General features: G+C 39.0%; 15 protein-coding genes and 1 pseudogene. 7 read left to right on the plus strand and 9 right to left on the minus strand.

Translation table 11 applies throughout. From position 1 onward, the window contains the following. Positions 1-29: 29 nt before the first annotated feature. The 4 genes from GQR47_RS00145 to dnaK form a co-directional block, all read right to left on the minus strand. The gene (locus tag GQR47_RS00145) at positions 30-434 is read right to left on the minus strand and encodes a DUF1761 domain-containing protein (RefSeq protein WP_024595561.1); all 405 of its coding nucleotides are present in this window, start codon (positions 432-434) and stop codon (positions 30-32) included. 150 nt (positions 435-584) lie between these two features. After that, entirely contained in the window at positions 585-1,046 is a 462-nt protein-coding gene (gene ybaK, locus GQR47_RS00150; RefSeq protein ID WP_165723362.1) for a Cys-tRNA(Pro) deacylase, read from the minus strand. Between the two features lie 94 nt (positions 1,047-1,140). Continuing rightward, positions 1,141-2,280, minus strand: a complete 1,140-nt coding sequence (dnaJ, locus tag GQR47_RS00155; RefSeq protein WP_002959065.1) for a molecular chaperone DnaJ — start codon at positions 2,278-2,280, stop codon at positions 1,141-1,143. Between the two features lie 202 nt (positions 2,281-2,482). Continuing rightward, on the minus strand, positions 2,483-4,399 hold the full coding sequence (gene dnaK, locus GQR47_RS00160; RefSeq protein ID WP_002959064.1) for a molecular chaperone DnaK: 1,917 nt from the start codon (positions 4,397-4,399) through the stop codon (positions 2,483-2,485). A gap of 241 nt (positions 4,400-4,640) precedes the next feature. Here dnaK and GQR47_RS00165 point away from each other — a divergent pair, with 241 nt between their 5' ends. Then, complete coding sequence (locus GQR47_RS00165; RefSeq protein ID WP_024595563.1) at positions 4,641-5,456, plus strand: thioesterase family protein; 816 nt, start codon at positions 4,641-4,643, stop codon at positions 5,454-5,456. Here the strand turns inward: GQR47_RS00165 and GQR47_RS00170 are convergent. Then, positions 5,445-6,191 carry a transporter substrate-binding domain-containing protein gene (locus GQR47_RS00170; RefSeq protein WP_024595564.1) on the minus strand — a complete coding sequence of 249 codons (747 nt, stop codon included), beginning with the start codon at positions 6,189-6,191 and terminating at the stop codon, positions 5,445-5,447. The two genes, GQR47_RS00165 and GQR47_RS00170, sit on opposite strands and share 12 nt — an antisense overlap. A 164-nt stretch (positions 6,192-6,355) precedes the next feature. On the opposite strand from GQR47_RS00170, the gene GQR47_RS00175 reads away from it, so the two are divergent. Genes GQR47_RS00175 through GQR47_RS00185 form a run of 3 tightly spaced genes read left to right on the plus strand, consistent with a single transcriptional unit; the run spans position 6,356 to position 9,782 of the window. Further along, the gene (locus tag GQR47_RS00175; protein ID WP_024595565.1) at positions 6,356-7,522 is read left to right on the plus strand and encodes a paraquat-inducible protein A; all 1,167 of its coding nucleotides are present in this window, start codon (positions 6,356-6,358) and stop codon (positions 7,520-7,522) included. Beyond that, entirely contained in the window at positions 7,519-9,174 is a 1,656-nt protein-coding gene (pqiB, locus tag GQR47_RS00180; protein ID WP_002959056.1) for an intermembrane transport protein PqiB, read from the plus strand. Before GQR47_RS00175 ends, pqiB begins: the two co-directional genes overlap by 4 nt. After that, complete coding sequence (locus tag GQR47_RS00185) at positions 9,174-9,782, plus strand: PqiC family protein (RefSeq protein ID WP_024595769.1); 609 nt, start codon at positions 9,174-9,176, stop codon at positions 9,780-9,782. Before pqiB ends, GQR47_RS00185 begins: the two co-directional genes overlap by 1 nt. Here GQR47_RS00185 and GQR47_RS00190 read toward each other — a convergent pair. Further along, positions 9,779-10,120, minus strand: a complete 342-nt coding sequence (locus tag GQR47_RS00190) for a GNAT family N-acetyltransferase (RefSeq protein WP_261765619.1) — start codon at positions 10,118-10,120, stop codon at positions 9,779-9,781. The genes GQR47_RS00185 and GQR47_RS00190 overlap by 4 nt on opposite strands. A gap of 276 nt (positions 10,121-10,396) precedes the next feature. Then, positions 10,397-10,549: pseudogene (locus GQR47_RS00195) on the minus strand (N-acetyltransferase); the annotation flags it as partial. 323 nt (positions 10,550-10,872) lie between these two features. On the opposite strand from GQR47_RS00195, the gene GQR47_RS00200 reads away from it, so the two are divergent. After that, the gene (locus GQR47_RS00200; protein WP_154902897.1) at positions 10,873-12,255 is read left to right on the plus strand and encodes a Na+/H+ antiporter NhaC family protein; all 1,383 of its coding nucleotides are present in this window, start codon (positions 10,873-10,875) and stop codon (positions 12,253-12,255) included. Between the two features lie 245 nt (positions 12,256-12,500). Here the strand turns inward: GQR47_RS00200 and GQR47_RS00205 are convergent, their stop codons facing one another. Further along, on the minus strand, positions 12,501-15,383 hold the full coding sequence (locus GQR47_RS00205) for an insulinase family protein (protein ID WP_024603434.1): 2,883 nt from the start codon (positions 15,381-15,383) through the stop codon (positions 12,501-12,503). A gap of 239 nt (positions 15,384-15,622) precedes the next feature. Here GQR47_RS00205 and GQR47_RS00210 point away from each other — a divergent pair, with 239 nt between their 5' ends. Further along, positions 15,623-16,039 carry an MAPEG family protein gene (locus GQR47_RS00210; RefSeq protein ID WP_024594583.1) on the plus strand — a complete coding sequence of 139 codons (417 nt, stop codon included), beginning with the start codon at positions 15,623-15,625 and terminating at the stop codon, positions 16,037-16,039. Positions 16,040-16,106: 67 nt separating this feature from the next. Here the strand turns inward: GQR47_RS00210 and GQR47_RS00215 are convergent, their stop codons facing one another. Further along, a complete protein-coding gene (locus tag GQR47_RS00215; RefSeq protein WP_024594582.1) occupies positions 16,107-16,847 on the minus strand; it encodes a peptidylprolyl isomerase in 741 nt (246 codons plus the stop codon). A 250-nt stretch (positions 16,848-17,097) separates the two neighbouring features. Between GQR47_RS00215 and GQR47_RS00220 the strand changes: the two genes are divergently transcribed. Then, a complete protein-coding gene (locus tag GQR47_RS00220; protein WP_024594581.1) occupies positions 17,098-17,283 on the plus strand; it encodes a hypothetical protein in 186 nt (61 codons plus the stop codon). The last annotated feature ends 78 nt before the right edge of the window (positions 17,284-17,361 follow it).

Genomic DNA, 17,361 nt, shown 5'->3' on the forward strand with positions numbered 1-17,361 from the left:
CAAACCGGGTATTAACGGCTACTCAACCCTTACGGCCAAATACCTAAAATAAGCCCCATTAACGAAAACTGTAAAATACAGTAACTCCCGTTAATCAAAAATAGCTTTAAAGGGCGTTGCTCAAATATATAACTTAATCCTAGTGAACTACTGATCCAAAAAAAGCCGATCACAAAGCCTGTTCCTACACACTCAACTAAACTTGCGTCTTTACCTAAAAATAGAGACAACATTAAAGCCGCTATAAATACTAAAAAGAAGCTGCCGCCAAATATCAACTTAGGATTGGCTGATTGTAAATCAAGGTCAGTTAAACCAATACTTTCTAGCCAAGCGTTTTTAAAGAGTGCTTTTGAATACCATATGCCGCCAAGCATAAAAGAAGACAGTGCAGCCACCAGTATTGCAAAATAATCTACATCTAAAAGGTTCATACAAACAGCCGTATACAAAATGTGTAATACCGTTTGGTATTAAATATTAACGGTATAAAGATACTCTCAATGTAGTTACAAATAAGGTATTGAGCAAATTGCTTAACTTGAGTTAATTGCCTTTATGGAGAGTGATTTTAAAAATAAAGGCTATAAATCGCCAAATTTAGCGCTAGTTAACGCCGCTAAATTAGTTGGGGAGAGTGCGATTTCTAAACCTCGCTTTCCGGCGCTCACATAAATAGTATCAAAAAGTGAAGCACTACTATGAATAAACGTAGCTAAGCGTTTTTTTTGCGCAAGTGGACTTACTCCACCTAAAATATAACCAGTGCTAGCTTGAACTTTTTGCGGGGCAGCCATGGCTACTTTTTTGGCACCACATAATTTTGCTAACTGTTTTAAGTTAACTTGTTGCGACACAGGAGTAACAGCAACAATTAGCTGCCTTTCATGTGTTTCAAGAACGAGGGTTTTATATACTTGGGCGCTATCTAAATTTAACTTTTCAACAGCTTCAAGCCCATATTGACTATTACCTGCATCGTGTTCGTAACTGAGTACTTCAAAGGGGATTTTTTGTTTTTTAAGTAATTCGATTGCTGGGGTCATACTATTTAATCGTGTTTTTTTTAACAGTAACAAAAATAAAATTTAAAGCAAAAAAAACGACGCTAAAAAGCGCCGTTTCATTATTAATAATAATTTACTTAGTTAAATCATCAAAAAACTTTTTAACACCGTCAAAAAAGCCTTGCTCTTTAGGACGATTTTTCGAGCTATCTGTACCCATACTTTCATCTAACTCTTGCAGTAGTTCACGTTGACGCTCGTTAAGATTAACTGGCGTTTCGATTACTACCTTACAAATTAGATCGCCTTGGGCACCACTTCGAACAGACTTAACGCCTTTGCCACGCATACGGAACATTTTGCCCGTTTGCGTTTCAGAAGGTATTTTAAGTTTTGCACGACCATCAAGTGTAGGCACCTGAATTTCGCCACCAAGACCTGCTGTTGTAAAGCTAATTGGTACTTCACAGTATAAATTATTTGCTTCACGTACAAATATTTCATGTTCGCGAACAGATACTTGCACGTACAAGTCGCCAGATGGCGCGCCGTGCATTCCGGCTTCACCTTCACCCGTTAAGCGGATACGGTCTCCAGTATCAACGCCAGCTGGAATTTTAACTGAAAGCGTTTTAGTTTTTTCTACGCGGCCCTGGCCATGACATTTGTTACAAGGGTCTGAAATAATCTGACCTTGTCCCTGACACGTTGGACACGTTTGCTGAACAGCAAAGAAACCTTGGCGCATTTGTACTTGGCCAGCACCATGACACGTAGTACATGTTTTAGGCTTAGAACCTGCTTTAGCACCACTGCCATCACATGGCTCACAACCCACCCATGTTGGTACTTTAATTTCAACTTCTTTACCACGAACCGCTTCTTCTAAGCTCAAGTCCATGTTGTAACGTAAGTCAGAACCACGTTGTTGACGAGATTGACGTCGACCACCGCCGCCACCAAAAATATCGCCAAATACGTCACCAAATACATCACCAAAATCGCCATGACCGCCACCAAAGCCGCCATGACCACCGCCACCGCCCTGTTCAAATGCCGCGTGACCATGTTGGTCATACATTTGGCGTTTTTGAGGATCAGTTAAAATCTCGTAAGCTTCTTTAACTTCTTTAAATTTAGTTTCAAGCTCTTTATCGCCTGCGGTACGATCTGGATGATATTTCATCGCTAAGCGTTTATACGCTTTTTTTATGTCTCGCTCACTCGCATCTTTGCTTACGCCGAGGGCTTCGTAATAATCGCGTTTTGACATATCTATCACACTACTCTTTTCTGTTTGCAGCGTGAGCTGCTGGATAAACCGATAAATCGCATCGATTTATCATTGAATTTTCAAACCTTAAATACATGCAAAAGGCGCGACAAGCTATTGCTCGCGCGCCTCAATTGTTCATCCTAACCTAAACACTCGATTGAGTTAAGTGTTTTTGGCTAGCGAGAAGCGTTAGCAACAATTACTTGTCGTCTTTCACTTCTTCGAACTCTGCATCAACAACGTCGTCGTCTTGCTTAGCTGATTGCTGTTGCTCGCCTGCATCTGCTGAACCTTGCTGTGCTTTCGCTTGTGCAATTTCCATTAGTTTTTGAGACTTTTCAGCAAGAGCTTGAGTTTTAGCTTCAATCTCTTCTTTGTTGTCGCTCTTAATAGCAGCTTCTAAATCTACAACAGCCGCTTCAATCGCTTCTTTGTCTTCGCTTGGTAATGCATCGCCAGCTTCTTCAATTTGCTTACGAGTACCGTGTACTAGAGCATCAGCTTGGTTACGAGCAGCTACAAGTTCTTCAAACTTTTTATCGTCTTCAGCATGTGCTTCTGCATCACGAACCATTTTTTCAACTTCTTCATCACTTAGGCCTGAAGATGCTTGAATTGTGATTTTTTGCTCTTTACCTGTATCTTTATCTTTCGCAGATACATGTAAGATACCATCGGCATCAACATCGAATGTTACTTCGATTTGCGGTGTACCACGTTGTGCTGGGCGAATACCTTCTAGGTTAAATTGACCTAAAGATTTATTGTCGCTTGAACGTTTACGCTCACCTTGTAACACGTGAATTGTTACAGCAGATTGGTTATCTTCAGCTGTTGAGAATGTTTGCGATTTCTTAGTAGGAATCGTCGTGTTTTTCTCAATTAATGCAGTCATTACTGAGCCCATTGTCTCAATACCTAGAGATAATGGAGAAACGTCTAGTAATAGTACATCTTTAACGTCACCAGCAAGTACACCACCTTGAATCGCTGCGCCTACTGCAACTGCTTCATCAGGGTTTACGTCTTTACGTGGTTCTTTACCGAAGAAATCAGCAACTGTTTTTTGTACTAAAGGCATACGTGTTTGGCCACCAACAAGAATAATATCGTTGATGTCGCTTACTGATAAATCAGCATCAGCAAGTGCACGTTTAAGTGGCTCTAGAGACTTAGTTACTAAATCTTCAACTAGTGATTCAAGCTTAGCACGTGTTAGTTTCACGTTCATGTGCTTAGGACCAGATGCATCAGCAGTTACATACGGAAGGTTTACTTCAGTTGATTGTGCAGATGACAGTTCAATTTTTGCTTTTTCAGCAGCTTCTTTAACACGTTGCATTGCAAGAGGATCAGTTTTTAAGTCTAAACCTTGATCTTTCTTGAATTCAGCTACTAAGTAGTTGATTACACGGTTATCGAAATCTTCACCACCTAAGTGAGTATCACCGTTTGTAGCAAGTACTTCAAAAGTGTGCTCGCCTTCAACTTCATCAATTTCAATGATTGATAAATCGAAAGTACCGCCACCTAAGTCATATACTGCAACGATGTTTTCGCCACGGTTTTTATCCATACCGTAAGCAAGTGCCGCAGCAGTTGGCTCATTGATAATACGTTTAACTTCAAGACCCGCAATACGACCAGCATCTTTCGTTGCTTGACGTTGTGAATCGTTAAAGTATGCAGGTACTGTGATTACAGCTTCAGTTACTTCTTCACCTAAGAAGTCCTCTGCCGTTTTCTTCATTTTTTTCAGTACTTCAGCAGAAATTTGTGGTGCAGCGCGTTTTTCGCCACCCGCTTCTACCCATGCATCGCCGTTATCAGCTTTAATGATTTTAAACGGCATAATGCCGATATCGCGTTGTACTTCTTCGTCTTCAAAACGACGACCAATTAAACGCTTGATTGCAAATAATGTGTTTGTCGGGTTAGTAACCGCTTGACGCTTAGCAGATTGACCTACTAATGTTTCGCCGTCTTGCGTGTAAGCAATAATAGACGGGGTTGTGCGATCGCCTTCCGCGTTTTCAATAACACGTGCTTTGCCACCATCAAGTACTGCAACACAAGAGTTTGTAGTACCTAAATCGATTCCAATAATTTTACCCATGAAACTTCTCCAACTTCAATATTCGTTAATACGTTCGATGACATAGTAAATAGGGATGCGCCAAACTTATTTCAACTGTAAAAATGAAAAAAAATCCATTTTTTGTGTTTTATTTACAAAATAACCCTAATAATTGTAAGGAATGGTGATTTTTGCACCGCCAGAGACGTTTTTAATTACTGGTCTGACTAGTTTGGTTGTGTTATAAATTTATTAAATCGCACTATAAAAGGACATCTTCATGCATTTTGAACAATTACTTCTCCAAGCTGCAAAAATTGGAAGTTCAGACAATACCGAACAATTAACTAGCACAATGCAATTTCCAGAAAACTGGTGCCAAGGCAGAACTGCTTTTGGTGGGCTCTCAGCCGCACTGTTGTATCAAGCTATCAGAGGAAAAGTATCTAATGATCGTCGCCTACTCTCACTCAGTACAAATTTTGTAGGGCCATTACTAGCTGATACTCCCTTTTCGTTATCGGTAGAAATATTACGACAAGGTAAAAGCAGCACACAGGTACTCGCCAAAGCCATTCAAAATGAACAAGTGTGTGTAATTGTACAAGCGTGTTTTGCTAAAAGTAGAGAGTCGGGTGTAAATGTGCCTGTTTCAAAGTCTTTAGGGTTAAAACCGGTAGACGAACGCCATACTCTACCTTTTATTAAAGGCCAGATGCCTGAATTTTTTCAACATGTTGATTTATGCCCTCAACAAGGTGCCATGCCATTTAGCAGCGCAGAAACGTCTCACTTAGGGGGATGGATGCGCTTTAAACATACGCCCGAACAAATAACTGAAGCGCATGTAATTGCATTAACAGATGCATGGCCACCTACGTTATTACAAATGTTTAAACAACCCGCTCCAGCTAGTAGCATGTCATGGTATTTAGAGTTTGTACAAGAGCCAAACTTATCACCTGGCGAATGGCTTGGCTTTGAAGCAATCACTCATCACTCAAAAGATGGTTACGGTTTAGAAGATGGCTGTATATGGTCACAATCCGGTGAGCTAATAGCGCTTACACGTCAAACAGTGGCGTTATTTGATTGATGAATGGGTTTGGCCTTCATCAAAAATTCTTTTATAAGTACCGTTTTGCTTGATGAGCGCCAAACCAATATCAAACTCAGTAGCTAAAGAGAAGTTATTAAAATAAGCAGGTCGCTCTGCTTTTGTAAATAAAGTGTAAATTTGCACAGCTTCGGGTGATTTATGTTGATTGTAGTAATAGTAAAAAATACGCTTGTCTAACACAATTACATCCACCCAACCTTTTAACAGCTTATCTACTTGCGCTTTTTGATTAATAACCTCTTGATATGAGCTAAAGTGTTTAACATTACTTTTAAATATAGAAGGCAGATATGCAGTTGCATTTTGAAAAGCAAGAACGTTTTTATTAAACATGCCTTCTATTTTATCAATATTATATTTATTTCGCTTGAGTGTAATGGCTACATTTTCATAACTAAGTACCGGTTTACTTGAGTAAATACCAGGACTACTTCCTCCTGCATAATTTAAAAGTATATCTACTCCTTTATTATGCAATTGATGCTCAGCGCGTTTATTAGACATATATTGCACATTAATATTGGCAAATCCATTAGCCTTTAACGCGGCTTTAATTAAACCTAGGTGTATACCCGAGTCTGTTTTTGCAAAAACATAGGGCGGAATTGATGCGCTCGCGGCGATAATTACTTCTCGCTCTTTATTAATAGCCACAGCATTTTGCGAACAAATAAAGAGCCACATTTGTATGCAGTACAAATAATATTTCACACGCTTCCTTTATATAACGAGCAGCTTGATGGCAGAACGCGTTGTATTAATGTATTAAATATAGCAAAATTGAAGAAATATTCTTCTTGCTTGGTATTAAATTGCAAACTGTCTGCCCCTGCTGCGATCTGATCATAGATATACCTCGCATAATCGCAAAACAAATGGCGATATGCCCACATTGTCACCATAAACTTTGCGAAGCCGATGTTAATCACGACAGTCGCATAGTTGCACTAAGCTTTAGCGCACTATTAATGTTGCTCAGCAGTATGTTTTACCCTTTTATTTCATTTAGTAGTAGCGGTATAACTCAAACTATTACACTGCCCGACGCGGCTCGAATTTTGTTTAATTATGATAGTGAGCTACTTGGCTTATTTATTGATTTGAGCATTATTGCCCTGCCCATGGGTTTGCTTGTTATTTTAATTCCTTTGCATCTTGGGCTTTTAAAAGCATTACCAGAGAGCATTGCAAGGCGACTACTAAAGTTCACTTTGGCGTTAGAGCCTTGGATTATGTCGGAAATATTTTTAATTGGCGTACTTGTTAGTATGGTTAAAATCATGTCGCTGGCTGATATTAGCTTCGGCACGAGTTTTTGGGCTTATGTGGGGTTTGTTATTTTATACATAGCTGCACTTGTTCACTTAAATCGCCCACGCTTATGGGCTCAAATAAAGCCTGTAAAAGTACTCGAAGGCGCAGAGCATGCTAAACGTGCAATAGATGAAAATATTAAAGCCTGCCATGTGTGCCATCAACTATGTACCGGTAATATTTGCCAGCGTTGCCATACAAAAACACACGTTAGAAATCCTTATAGCGTACAAAAAGCAGCAGCTTGGCTAATTACTTCTGTTGTTTGTTATATTCCAGCAAATGTTTTACCTATTATGCACACCACTAGCCTTGGGGATGAATCCCCTTCGACTTTAATTGGTGGTGTTATTACTCTTTGGAAAAGTGGCTCCTACCCTATTGCCGCTATTATATTTTTAGCCAGCGTTGTGGTGCCACTTGCTAAAGCTTTTGTATTGAGCTTTTTATGCTTTATGGTTACAAGGCCTGCCAATAAACATACAAAAAGTTACACCCGAATTTATCAACTGACTGAGTTTATTGGTAAATGGTCGATGATAGATGTATTCGTGGTTGCTATTTTAGTGGCCTTAGTTCAACTGGGTAATTTAATGTCAGTAACGCCAGGATTAGGCATTGTATTTTTTACAGTTATGGTAATATGCCAAATGATGGCTGCCCATGCCTTTGACCCACGCTTATTGTGGGATTCCCCTAAAAACAAAAAATCAGAGAACAAAGCATGACCGAAACCGCCGAAATAACAAAAGAACCGAAAATTTCAGCTATCTGGATCATTCCGGCAATTGCGCTGTTAGTGGGCATGTGGATGTTATACCAATACCAAGCTAATAAAGGCCCTACTATTTTTATCGAAATGCCACAAGCAGAAGGTATTATTGCAGGTAAGACTGAAATAAAAGTGCGCAGTGTAAAAATAGGTCAAATTGATCATGTTCGGCTATCCGACACGCAAGACAGCGTAATTGCTCGCGCGCAAATAGATAAAAATTACAACGAGCTACTGACTGACGATGCCAAAATTTGGGTCGTAAAACCACGCATTGATGAAACAGGTATTAGCGGGATGAGTACGTTATTGTCTGGTGTATATTTAGAGTTTTCACCCGGTGAAAGTAAAGAACTAAAAGAGCGTTTTAAGTTACAAGATGAACCCGCCCTCATTGGTAAAGATGTGAAAGGTGGTCGTTTTAAATTAATGAGTTACAACGCTGAAGTACTTGATGTAAGCACCGGTATATTCTTCAAAAATTATAAAATAGGGCAAATAGAAACCGCCACTTTTGATTGGGAAAACCAAGCAATGAAGTATGGCGTATTTATTAAAGCCCCTTATCAAAATCTGATCACCATGAACTCAATATTTTGGGTGAACGCAGGAATTGAAATTGACCTATCTGCCGATGGTATCAATATTAATACGGGCTCTTTGAGTAAACTATTAAAAGGCGGTATTTCGGTTGGTTTACCTGAACAACAGGCCCCGGGTGAAATAGCACAAGATGGGCATAGCTTTTCATTAAGCCAAAGCTATAAAGAGGCGTTAGAAGAGCGCTTTTATGATTTTGATTACTACCTAATTGAATTTGAACAGTCAGTTCGAGGACTACGCACAGGTGCACCTGTCGAATACAGAGGTATGCGTGTAGGTACTGTTGTTGAAACCCCTGCCAATGTAATTATTGACGGTAAACCTGCCCACTTTAGAAACCATAATACGGCGGTTCCAGTGCTTATAAAAGTAGAATACGGACGCTTGTATCATGACAGTGCTTCAGCAAAAGAGTATTGGCAAGGCAGTTTAAAGGGCTGGATTGAAAGTGGGATGCGCGCCTCGTTAAAGCCTGGTAATTTATTAACGGGTGCTGTGTATGTAGATTTTGATATATACCCCGACGCGCCAGAAGCGCACCTAGGTAAACTTGTGCAGTATGATGTTTTTCCGAGTATTTCAAGCGGTATAACTGTATTAGCAGATCAAGTTTCTGACGTACTTAATAAAGTAAATAACTTAAAGGTTGAAGATAGCTTGGCACAAATGCAAGCCACATTTACCGATTACCGAGCGCTTGCTAATGAAATGCGAGAGCTGCTAAGCCAAAAAGATACACAAAACTTACCAGGCGACTTTAATCGTAACTTCGAAAAGATGACAAAAAGTATGGAGCAGTTTGAAGTCACTATGCGCCAATTTGATAAAACCATGGCCAGTTACCAAGCCGGTTCTGAACTTCATCATCAAATACAGCAAACATTAAAAGAGTTTAAACGTTTAAGTGAGGGCCTACAGCCTCTAACTCGCGGATTAAACGAGCAACCTAATATGCTAATTTTTGATAAATCATTACCAGCAGATCCAAAACCAAGGAAGCAATAATGAAATCGTTATTTTTAACTGCAAGTTTATTATTACTATTGGCAGGTTGTAGTTCATCAATACAAACTGCGACACAGTATTACCAGTTTGAGCAGCCTATAGGTGCATCGTCTCGAAACGTTGCAGATACAGATGCGCAACTAAGAATACAAACTGTTGTACTTAGAGGCGCTTTAAATAATTTGGGCATTGCGATGAAAATAGATAGCAACCAAATTCATGCTGCAAATTACAACCTGTGGGGCGAATCGCCAGATGTAATGCTTACTGCAACAGCCCAGCAAACACTTTTTAATGCTATGCCCAACTGGATGGTAATAAAAGGCTTACCGGTCATTACTGAACTTGATCAACAAACGTTTTATGAGCTTGAATACGAAATTCACCACTTTAATGGCGATATGCAAGGTAACGCTGATATTTCTGGGCTTTGGCGTTTATATTACACACACCCTGAAACAGGCCGACGCCTTATAAGTATTAATAATTTTTCGCAATTGGTCCCTATTGATGATGATGGCTATGATGGCCTGGTTTCGACACTTGAAGCAACATGGCTAAATATAAACCTAAATGTTGCAAAACAAATAGAACAAGCAAGACTTTAATCGTTAAGTGACAATATAATCACGGCGGTTTTATCATCATTGATAACCGCCTTGCCCTTTATTTTAAAGCCCAATTTTAACAACACATTCTGCGATGCCCTATTATCTGGTGATGTTATTGCACACAGTTTTGTAATTCCAAATTCATGCTTATATTGCAAAAGTGCGCTGGCCGCTTCAAAAACATAACCCTTTTTTTCAAAACCGCTTACAAGTGCAAAACCTAAATCAGGTTGCAGTAACGCGGCGCGTTTATAAAACCCAACAACGCCAACCACTACAGCATTATGCAAAGTAATAATGTAAGGCCCAAAGCCTTGGCGTACATGAGAAGCAATAAATGACTAGGGCCTGTTGACCTTTCAGGATTAAAATTTGTTCAATCTAGGGGCGATTTAATCGCGGCGTGAGGTTTATAACCTAGTGGGCTAAGTAAAAACCGAGCAACAAAGAGTTAATTGCCCCTAGGTAGAACCCTTCGGGCAGCGCATGTTTGGCATTTATGCTGTGTTATCGCCTATTTATGGGGAATAACCACACTACATAGGCTCTGCCTTGCCTAAATACCAAACATACTGCTGCAAATTTAACCTCGAAAGATAAACAGGCCCTATAATGTACGACTTGGCATCATCAAGGGTATAGATTGCTTTATCACCAATATGCTCTATGAAACTCGCCTGATTAACTAGCTTAAGTAAAATAGCTGCATCAAGCTCATTTGCATGGCGCAACAACAATCGATTTGTTTTAAATACAGCGTTCAATGTAAGCTCCTCTAAAAAACTTTGTTTTGCATGTAACTTTTTGTTGACTGAAATTAAAAAGCAGATTATTTTTGCGCCGATGTTTTTACAGGCACAACAATAGCGGTTTGCACTCCTTGCACCGTCTGGCGCCAAAGCCAACGCGTTTCACTTAAGCCGCTATTTAACATAACTGTTTATGTGTCCCTCCCTCGCGTACAAAAGCAGTGACTTGGAAGATGATTTTACAACAAACTTATCATCTTCTTTGTTTTTGTATAAGCAGTTTAAAAATTAATACTATTGTAATTTTTATACATGCTTTTAATTTTGTGAATACTTAAATGCTTGAACCTTCTGCGTTAAGTTTACTGCCACCTTTGGTGGTAGTTGTATTGGCTGTTGTATTACGCCGCCCTATTTTATCTTTACTTATTGGTGCTTTAGTTGGTTTAGTTATCGCCGATCCTGCACAGGTACTTACTAACTTTGCGAGTACATCTCTAAAAGTGATGACAGACGAAACCATCGGCTGGCTAATACTTGTATGTGGTGGCTTTGGCGCTTTAATCGCGCTATTAGTGCGCACAGGTGGCGCATCGGCTTTTGGCAAGTTAGCCCTTAAATACACTAAAGGTAAGCGTTCATCTTTGTTTATGACCTTTTGTTTGGGTGTAGTTATTTTTATTGATGACTACTTAAATGCGCTTACCGTGGGTGAAACCATGAAACGCATTACCGATAAATTTAAAGTGAGCCGTGAGATGCTTGCCTATGTTGTAGACTCTACTGCTGCACCAATTTGTGTACTTGTCCCTTTATCTACTTGGGCGGTTTTTTTTGGTGGCTTACTTGTAGATAACGGTATTGCAGAAGAAGGCAAAGGGATTGCAGTTTATATCCAAGCCATACCGTATATGTTTTATGCGTGGTTTGCAGTGCTTGTTGTTGTACTTGTTGTGCTGGGTATTATTCCTGCGATTGGTCCAATGAAAAAAGCAGAGCAAATGGCGCAAATTGAGCAAGCTCAAGTCGACCCTGCCCAATACAATGACGTTCAAACAGCGGATGAATATGCGGTAAAAGCCGTAGAAGAGAACTTTGAAGATGCTGATCCTAAAGGTAAATTACGTAACTTTTTGGTGCCGATTATTTTACTGGTTGCATTTACTGTTTACTTTGAAATAGACGTATACAAAGGCTTATTAGCAACAATGGCGGTCACTCTCCCGTTTTATGCACTACAAAAATTAATGAGCGTAAGTGAAATGATTGAACGCATGCTTGATGGCTTTAAAAGTATGATCCCCGCGATTGGTACTGTTATAGCTGCGTTTATATTTAAAGATGTATGCGACTTAATTGGTTTGCCTCAGTTTGTTATTGGCAGCTTAAGCCCTTATATGACCGCGGCATACTTACCAGCCGTGGTATTTATTTCAATGGCTATTTTAGCGTTTGCAACGGGGTCTAGCTGGGGTATTTTTGCTGTATCAATTCCCATTGTTATGCCACTGGCTAATGCGGTTGATGCAAACATACCACTGGTCATTGGGGCGCTATTATCGGCTTCTTCTTTTGGTAGCCAAGCGTGTTTTTACTCAGATTCAACCGTACTCGCAGCGCAAGGTTCTGGTTGTAATTTAATGAGCCATGCTGTTACACAATTGCCATACACGCTAATTGCTGCGGCATTAGCTGTTATAGGCTTTTTAATAATGGCTTAAATACTATACCAATCCGCAATAATACTTAATCATTTTGCGGGGCTAAACGAGTCGCTACCTGCGTTAAAAAATTTTCATTTAGAACAACTAAATAGCGAATTTTTTGCCTAGCTATCAACACGTTTTTCCATCCTCAAAATAGATCACTTAATTAAGCGAATTGGTATTATTAGTAAATTAGCTGAATAAATAAAAACCCCAATGTAGTGATACATTGGGGTTTATTTTAGCTACATAAATAAAGCTTATTTTTGTAGTTTAATACCATTGTAATAGGCATCAAGCGTTGTGATTTTAGTTTGATTTGGTAAATCGGCAAAGTCACTTTCTATAAACTTAGTCCCGCGTAATTGCACATTTAAACGTGCAGCATTAGGGTTAAGCATTGTTTGCTTGTAGTAGTCTTTTATATCTGCAAGCGTTACTTTTTCAACTTCATCAATCAGCTTTTGCTTAGAATCAAAGGTAAAGTTTTCACGGTACCAATCGTTTATAAGTGGGCTCATTTCGTCACTTAAGTTTTTAGGCTGCTCTTTAAGTGATACAAGGGTAGAGTTTTTCAGCTGCTCAAAAGTCTCTTCGCTCATGTTATCAAGTTCAACTGCGTATTCTTTTTTAAACTTATCAAAACGAGCTTGTATTTCTTTTGGTCCTTTAACTGGTGTTTGAATATACAAACCAATTGCTGAGTAATCCTCGATTGGGCGAGCTAATGCACCTACTGCGTATGCAAGTTGCTCCTCAGTACGCATTTTATCAAACGCAACTGTTCTAAAGTGGCTTTGTAATACAGCTGCTTCTGCTTTTTGTTTGTAACCCGCAACAGGATGAACGGTCATATCAACCACCGCTACATCGGCTACATCGATATCTTTTTGCAGTACCAGTGTTTCGCCCGGTTGTGGCAACCACGCTTTGCTTCGTGCAAATTCACTGCGCTTATGATTACTTGGTAATGTTGCACTTAACTCTTGTGCAATCGCGTCAATATCTTGCTGATCGTAGTTACCGTAACTAAATACGCGTAAATCGTTTTGTGCAAACGTAGCTGTTTTTAATTGTGCTAAGTCGGCAACACTCAGTGAGTCAGCGGCTTTTATAAGCGCATCTGTATCAAAGCCACCTGTACGGGTTAGTTTTGAATACTCGCCAAATGCTTGTGCATACGGAAACTGCTTTTGTTGGTTTAGTAAATTACGCTTAAAGCGATCTACCGCTTGGCTAAATGCTTGTGCTGTTTCATCGGCTTTTAATCCGGTTAAAGCTTGTTTAAGCAATACATCTTGCTTATCTGTAAAACCACTCATAGATAAAACAAGACCATTACTCGGTGCTAAGCTTACGCTCATACCGGCGATTGCTGCTTCGGTACTTAACTGACTTTGTTGAATATTGTATAAATCAGCCCAAACAGAATAAAGTACTTCTGCTTTAATATCGTTCAAACCGGGTTGAGTATTTATATAAACTTCAACAAGCCCTTTTGGCTGCTCTGCAAATTTTTGACTTGCTTGGCGCCATACTTTTACACCATTTTTATCGTAAGCAAGTTCTGGGTGTTTTTGCTCTTTAAATGCTTGCGTTTTTATTGCAAAATTTTCAGGCAATAAATTGTTTACAGTCGGTAGTGCTAACTTAAATTCGCTTGGTTTTTTCCAGCTGGCAATTTCATCATCGCTAATGTCACTGATGCGGTATTTACCGTCGTAAAAGTGTAGTTTTGAGTCTGTCTCTTCTTGCTGCGATACATACCAAATACGAAGGGTATCGGCATTTAACTGCTCAAGTACATTGTTTACAGCGTCAGCGTCAAACTTTGCATAATAATAAGGTGCATTAATAGCGTGATTTAACGGATAGTCTTGCATGCTTTGCGTAAGCGAGCTTACATAATTAAACTCATCACCTTTTTCTAAAAACTTAAACTGGTTATTAAGGGAAGTACGAATTTCGTTGAAGTACTTGCTATCAACGCCTTCTTTTTTAATTAAATCGATGTACTGCATAATAGTCGCAACTATTTCGTCACGATTTTTCATGCCTTCATCTGTAAGCTCTACATTTACATTTAACGAACCATAGTTGCCATATTGATTTGGTGCAGCTGAAGCTGAAAGCTGAGACACCCATCCTTTATCACGAAGAAGTTGCGCTGGGCTGCCCGGCATTTCATTACTTAGTAAATACGCCACAAATCGGTTTGGTTTAAGTGCAAATTCGCTATTATTATTAGCAATGGTGAAATCAAGTTGCAGCTGTTTTACATCTTCATTTGGTGCATAAAACACGCGTTTTCCGCCAGCGTTATCAAAATCAAGTTTTGCAGTCACTGTTGGTTTTTCGATATTTTTATTTTTTATGTCAGCAAAGTATTTTTGCGCTTTTTGCTCCATTTCAGCAATAGGTAAATTAGAAATAAGCGCAACTTTCATAATATTTGAAGAGTAGTATTTATTATAAAAATCAACCGTTTCTTTATGAAGTGAACTGTTTTCTTTATCGCCAAGGGTTTCTAGGTTACCAATTAAAAAGCGATTAGCTGGGTGATCGCCCATCATTTTGCGCGCGAGTTTAAATTGTCCAAAAAAGTCCATTTCGCGGCGCATTGACCACTCTGCATTCACTGCATTTTTTTCTTTATCTGTGTATTCTGGGTATAACTTAGGCGCTTTGAAAAAATCAGCAAAACGGTCTAGCCCTTCATCAAACGCGTCGTTATTAATTTTAAACATGTAATTAGTAATATCGAGCCAAGTATACGCATTGTGCGCGCCACCATTTTTGGTCATAAAATCAGAATACCCTTTTGTGTCTGGGTAGCGTTCTGTGCCTAAAAACAGCATGTGCTCTAAATAATGCGCCATACCTTGTTGCGACATTGGGTCGTGCAGTAAACCAACACCAACGCTTAGTGCCGCTGCAGATTTTTCAGCACCTGGATCTGACACTAAAATTACTTCAATGTCGTTTGCCAGCTTAAGTGTTTTATATTCGCGGTTATCGTTAGGACTTACAACTAACGTATCTGATAGTAAAGAGGCCTGAGGCGCCACTGAAACCGAAGCCGTATTTGAACAACCACTTAAAACTGCAAGTGCGATTGCACTAAAACCAATAATCTTTTTCATTTTTGTTTTCCATTAAAAAGTATTGCGCAAAATAGCGTGCGCCAATTCAAAGCAATATAGTTAAGCTAAACTAACATTTTCAATTAATAACTTTCTACAAAATAACGCTATTTTGTGTAACACATTGTGAAAAATGTCTTCATAATCGGATATTAGTTGGGAGTCTGCCAACCTTGCGTGATTAAAAATCATTCAATATCAAAAAATACGCAAATTCTAAATAATAATAAGGAAAAACAATGGAAAAAATCATCATACTTGCCATGTTTGCACAAGTTACGCTTTCACTGGTTGTCATGCTCATTATGGGTAAAAGGCGCTTTGCCGCAGCTAAAAACAAACAACTAGATTTAAGTGACTTTAAAACAATGCAGTTAGATAAGGCTGGCGACACTATTAGGGTGGCAGATAGAAACTTTTCAAATCAGTTTGAAATACCTGTGCTTTTTTACGCGGGATGTTTACTTGCACTGCAACTAAATAGCGCCAGTACACTTGTGGCAATACTGGCCTGTTTATTTGTAGCAACACGTATTGTGCATAGCGTTATTCATTTAGGTGAAAACAACGTACGCGCACGTTTTAAAGTGTTTTTACTGGGTTGTGTTTGTGTGTTTTCAATTTGGCTAGCAATGGTTTGGCGAGTACTATTTTAAATAGCAAAGTTTAATAATAGTAATGTGGACGGCTGGTTTAGGCCATCCACATTACCGTTAATTTTAATTATTTAGCACGTTTTAAACGAGGTACCGCAAGTAAAAAAGCACCTAAAAGCCAAATTAACCCGCCGCCAGAACTGCTACTAGAATCTGTTGATGTGTCAGAATCAATTAACGTATTTTCAGTAACAGTAAGGCCTGCTGCTGAATTAGGATCATCATCCATTACCGCCACATTTTGAATAGTCACTAAGTTAGCACTACTAATTGTTACATCAGTACTTGCACATTGCTCGGCAGTAATATCAACCACGGGTGTTTCACCACAGTGTACTAACGCTGCAATTTTATCTAACGTTGATTGGCTTGCTGCAGTAATTTGTCCAAACACAGTAAAACCACCGTTTTGGGTATCAAGTGCTGCACTATTGTCTGTAATATTAAAAAACCACTGACTTGTTGCGCTATTAGCATCACCCGATAATTTAGCCATCGCAATGGTGCCCTTAACATTAGAAAAAACGGGCTCATTATCTACAGCGGGCTTTGTAGTAATCGCATCTAGCGAATCAGAAAATGTAAATCCACCACCTTGAATAACAAAGTTACTAACAGAGCGGTGAATTACTGTTTCGTTATATGAATCGTCTTGAACGTAACTTAAAAAATTTGCGACTGTTTTGGGGGTTTGTTGATCAAATAGGTTAATCTCTATGACACCTTGGCTCGTGTTCATTTCAACTATAGTAGCGGTGCTTGTAAAACTTGCTGCAGCAAGTGCTGAGCCAAGTAAAAGTTTTTTCATGTTTTATTCCTGTTGTTATATTTTTTAAATAATTAGTTAATGCGTTAACACATTAATGCCATCGGCGACTAAAATCGATTCTAAAGTGTGAGTTGATACAATTAAGACCGTGTTGATAACAAATTAATTACATATGCCATTATTTATATTCTTTTTTGCTATATAAATCTAACTATTTAAAATTAAATCATCTTAAAAGTGTGGTCACTTATTTGTTACCTTAAAAAAACACAAACAACAGGATCTAACAATGCCACACACTAAACAAACAATTTGCGACTTTGGTTTACACAAAGGTGAACCATACACAAAACTACCGGCGAGCTTTTTAACGTGGATGGTAGGTATAAACCATACTAAGCGGGAATATGCGGATGCAGAGTTAAAGCGTCGCGAAAGTGCCGCCACAAATCGATTAACTGTACCTTCTAAATAAAATGTCAATAAGTACGTTTTTTTAGCATAAAACTAGTTTAAACTACCCGCTTGATAAATTAAGTAGACCTTAATCCAT

The sequence above is a fragment of the Pseudoalteromonas sp. Z1A2 genome, assembly GCF_011378755.1.
Classification (GTDB): domain Bacteria; phylum Pseudomonadota; class Gammaproteobacteria; order Enterobacterales; family Alteromonadaceae; genus Pseudoalteromonas; species Pseudoalteromonas distincta.

Excerpts from the sequence above, each read along its gene's own strand:
- GQR47_RS00145 (WP_024595561.1), bottom strand. The coding sequence starts at position 434 with ATGAACCTTTTAGATGTAGATTATTTTGCAATACTGGTGGCTGCACTG.
- ybaK (WP_165723362.1), bottom strand. The coding sequence starts at position 1,046 with ATGACCCCAGCAATCGAATTACTTAAAAAACAAAAAATCCCCTTTGAA.
- dnaJ (WP_002959065.1), bottom strand. The coding sequence starts at position 2,280 with ATGTCAAAACGCGATTATTACGAAGCCCTCGGCGTAAGCAAAGATGCG.
- dnaK (WP_002959064.1), bottom strand. The coding sequence starts at position 4,399 with ATGGGTAAAATTATTGGAATCGATTTAGGTACTACAAACTCTTGTGTT.
- GQR47_RS00165 (WP_024595563.1), top strand. The coding sequence starts at position 4,641 with ATGCATTTTGAACAATTACTTCTCCAAGCTGCAAAAATTGGAAGTTCA.
- GQR47_RS00175 (WP_024595565.1), top strand. The coding sequence starts at position 6,356 with ATGGCGATATGCCCACATTGTCACCATAAACTTTGCGAAGCCGATGTT.
- pqiB (WP_002959056.1), top strand. The coding sequence starts at position 7,519 with ATGACCGAAACCGCCGAAATAACAAAAGAACCGAAAATTTCAGCTATC.
- GQR47_RS00185 (WP_024595769.1), top strand. The coding sequence starts at position 9,174 with ATGAAATCGTTATTTTTAACTGCAAGTTTATTATTACTATTGGCAGGT.
- GQR47_RS00200 (WP_154902897.1), top strand. The coding sequence starts at position 10,873 with ATGCTTGAACCTTCTGCGTTAAGTTTACTGCCACCTTTGGTGGTAGTT.
- GQR47_RS00205 (WP_024603434.1), bottom strand. The coding sequence starts at position 15,383 with ATGAAAAAGATTATTGGTTTTAGTGCAATCGCACTTGCAGTTTTAAGT.
- GQR47_RS00210 (WP_024594583.1), top strand. The coding sequence starts at position 15,623 with ATGGAAAAAATCATCATACTTGCCATGTTTGCACAAGTTACGCTTTCA.
- GQR47_RS00215 (WP_024594582.1), bottom strand. The coding sequence starts at position 16,847 with ATGAAAAAACTTTTACTTGGCTCAGCACTTGCTGCAGCAAGTTTTACA.
- GQR47_RS00220 (WP_024594581.1), top strand. The coding sequence starts at position 17,098 with ATGCCACACACTAAACAAACAATTTGCGACTTTGGTTTACACAAAGGT.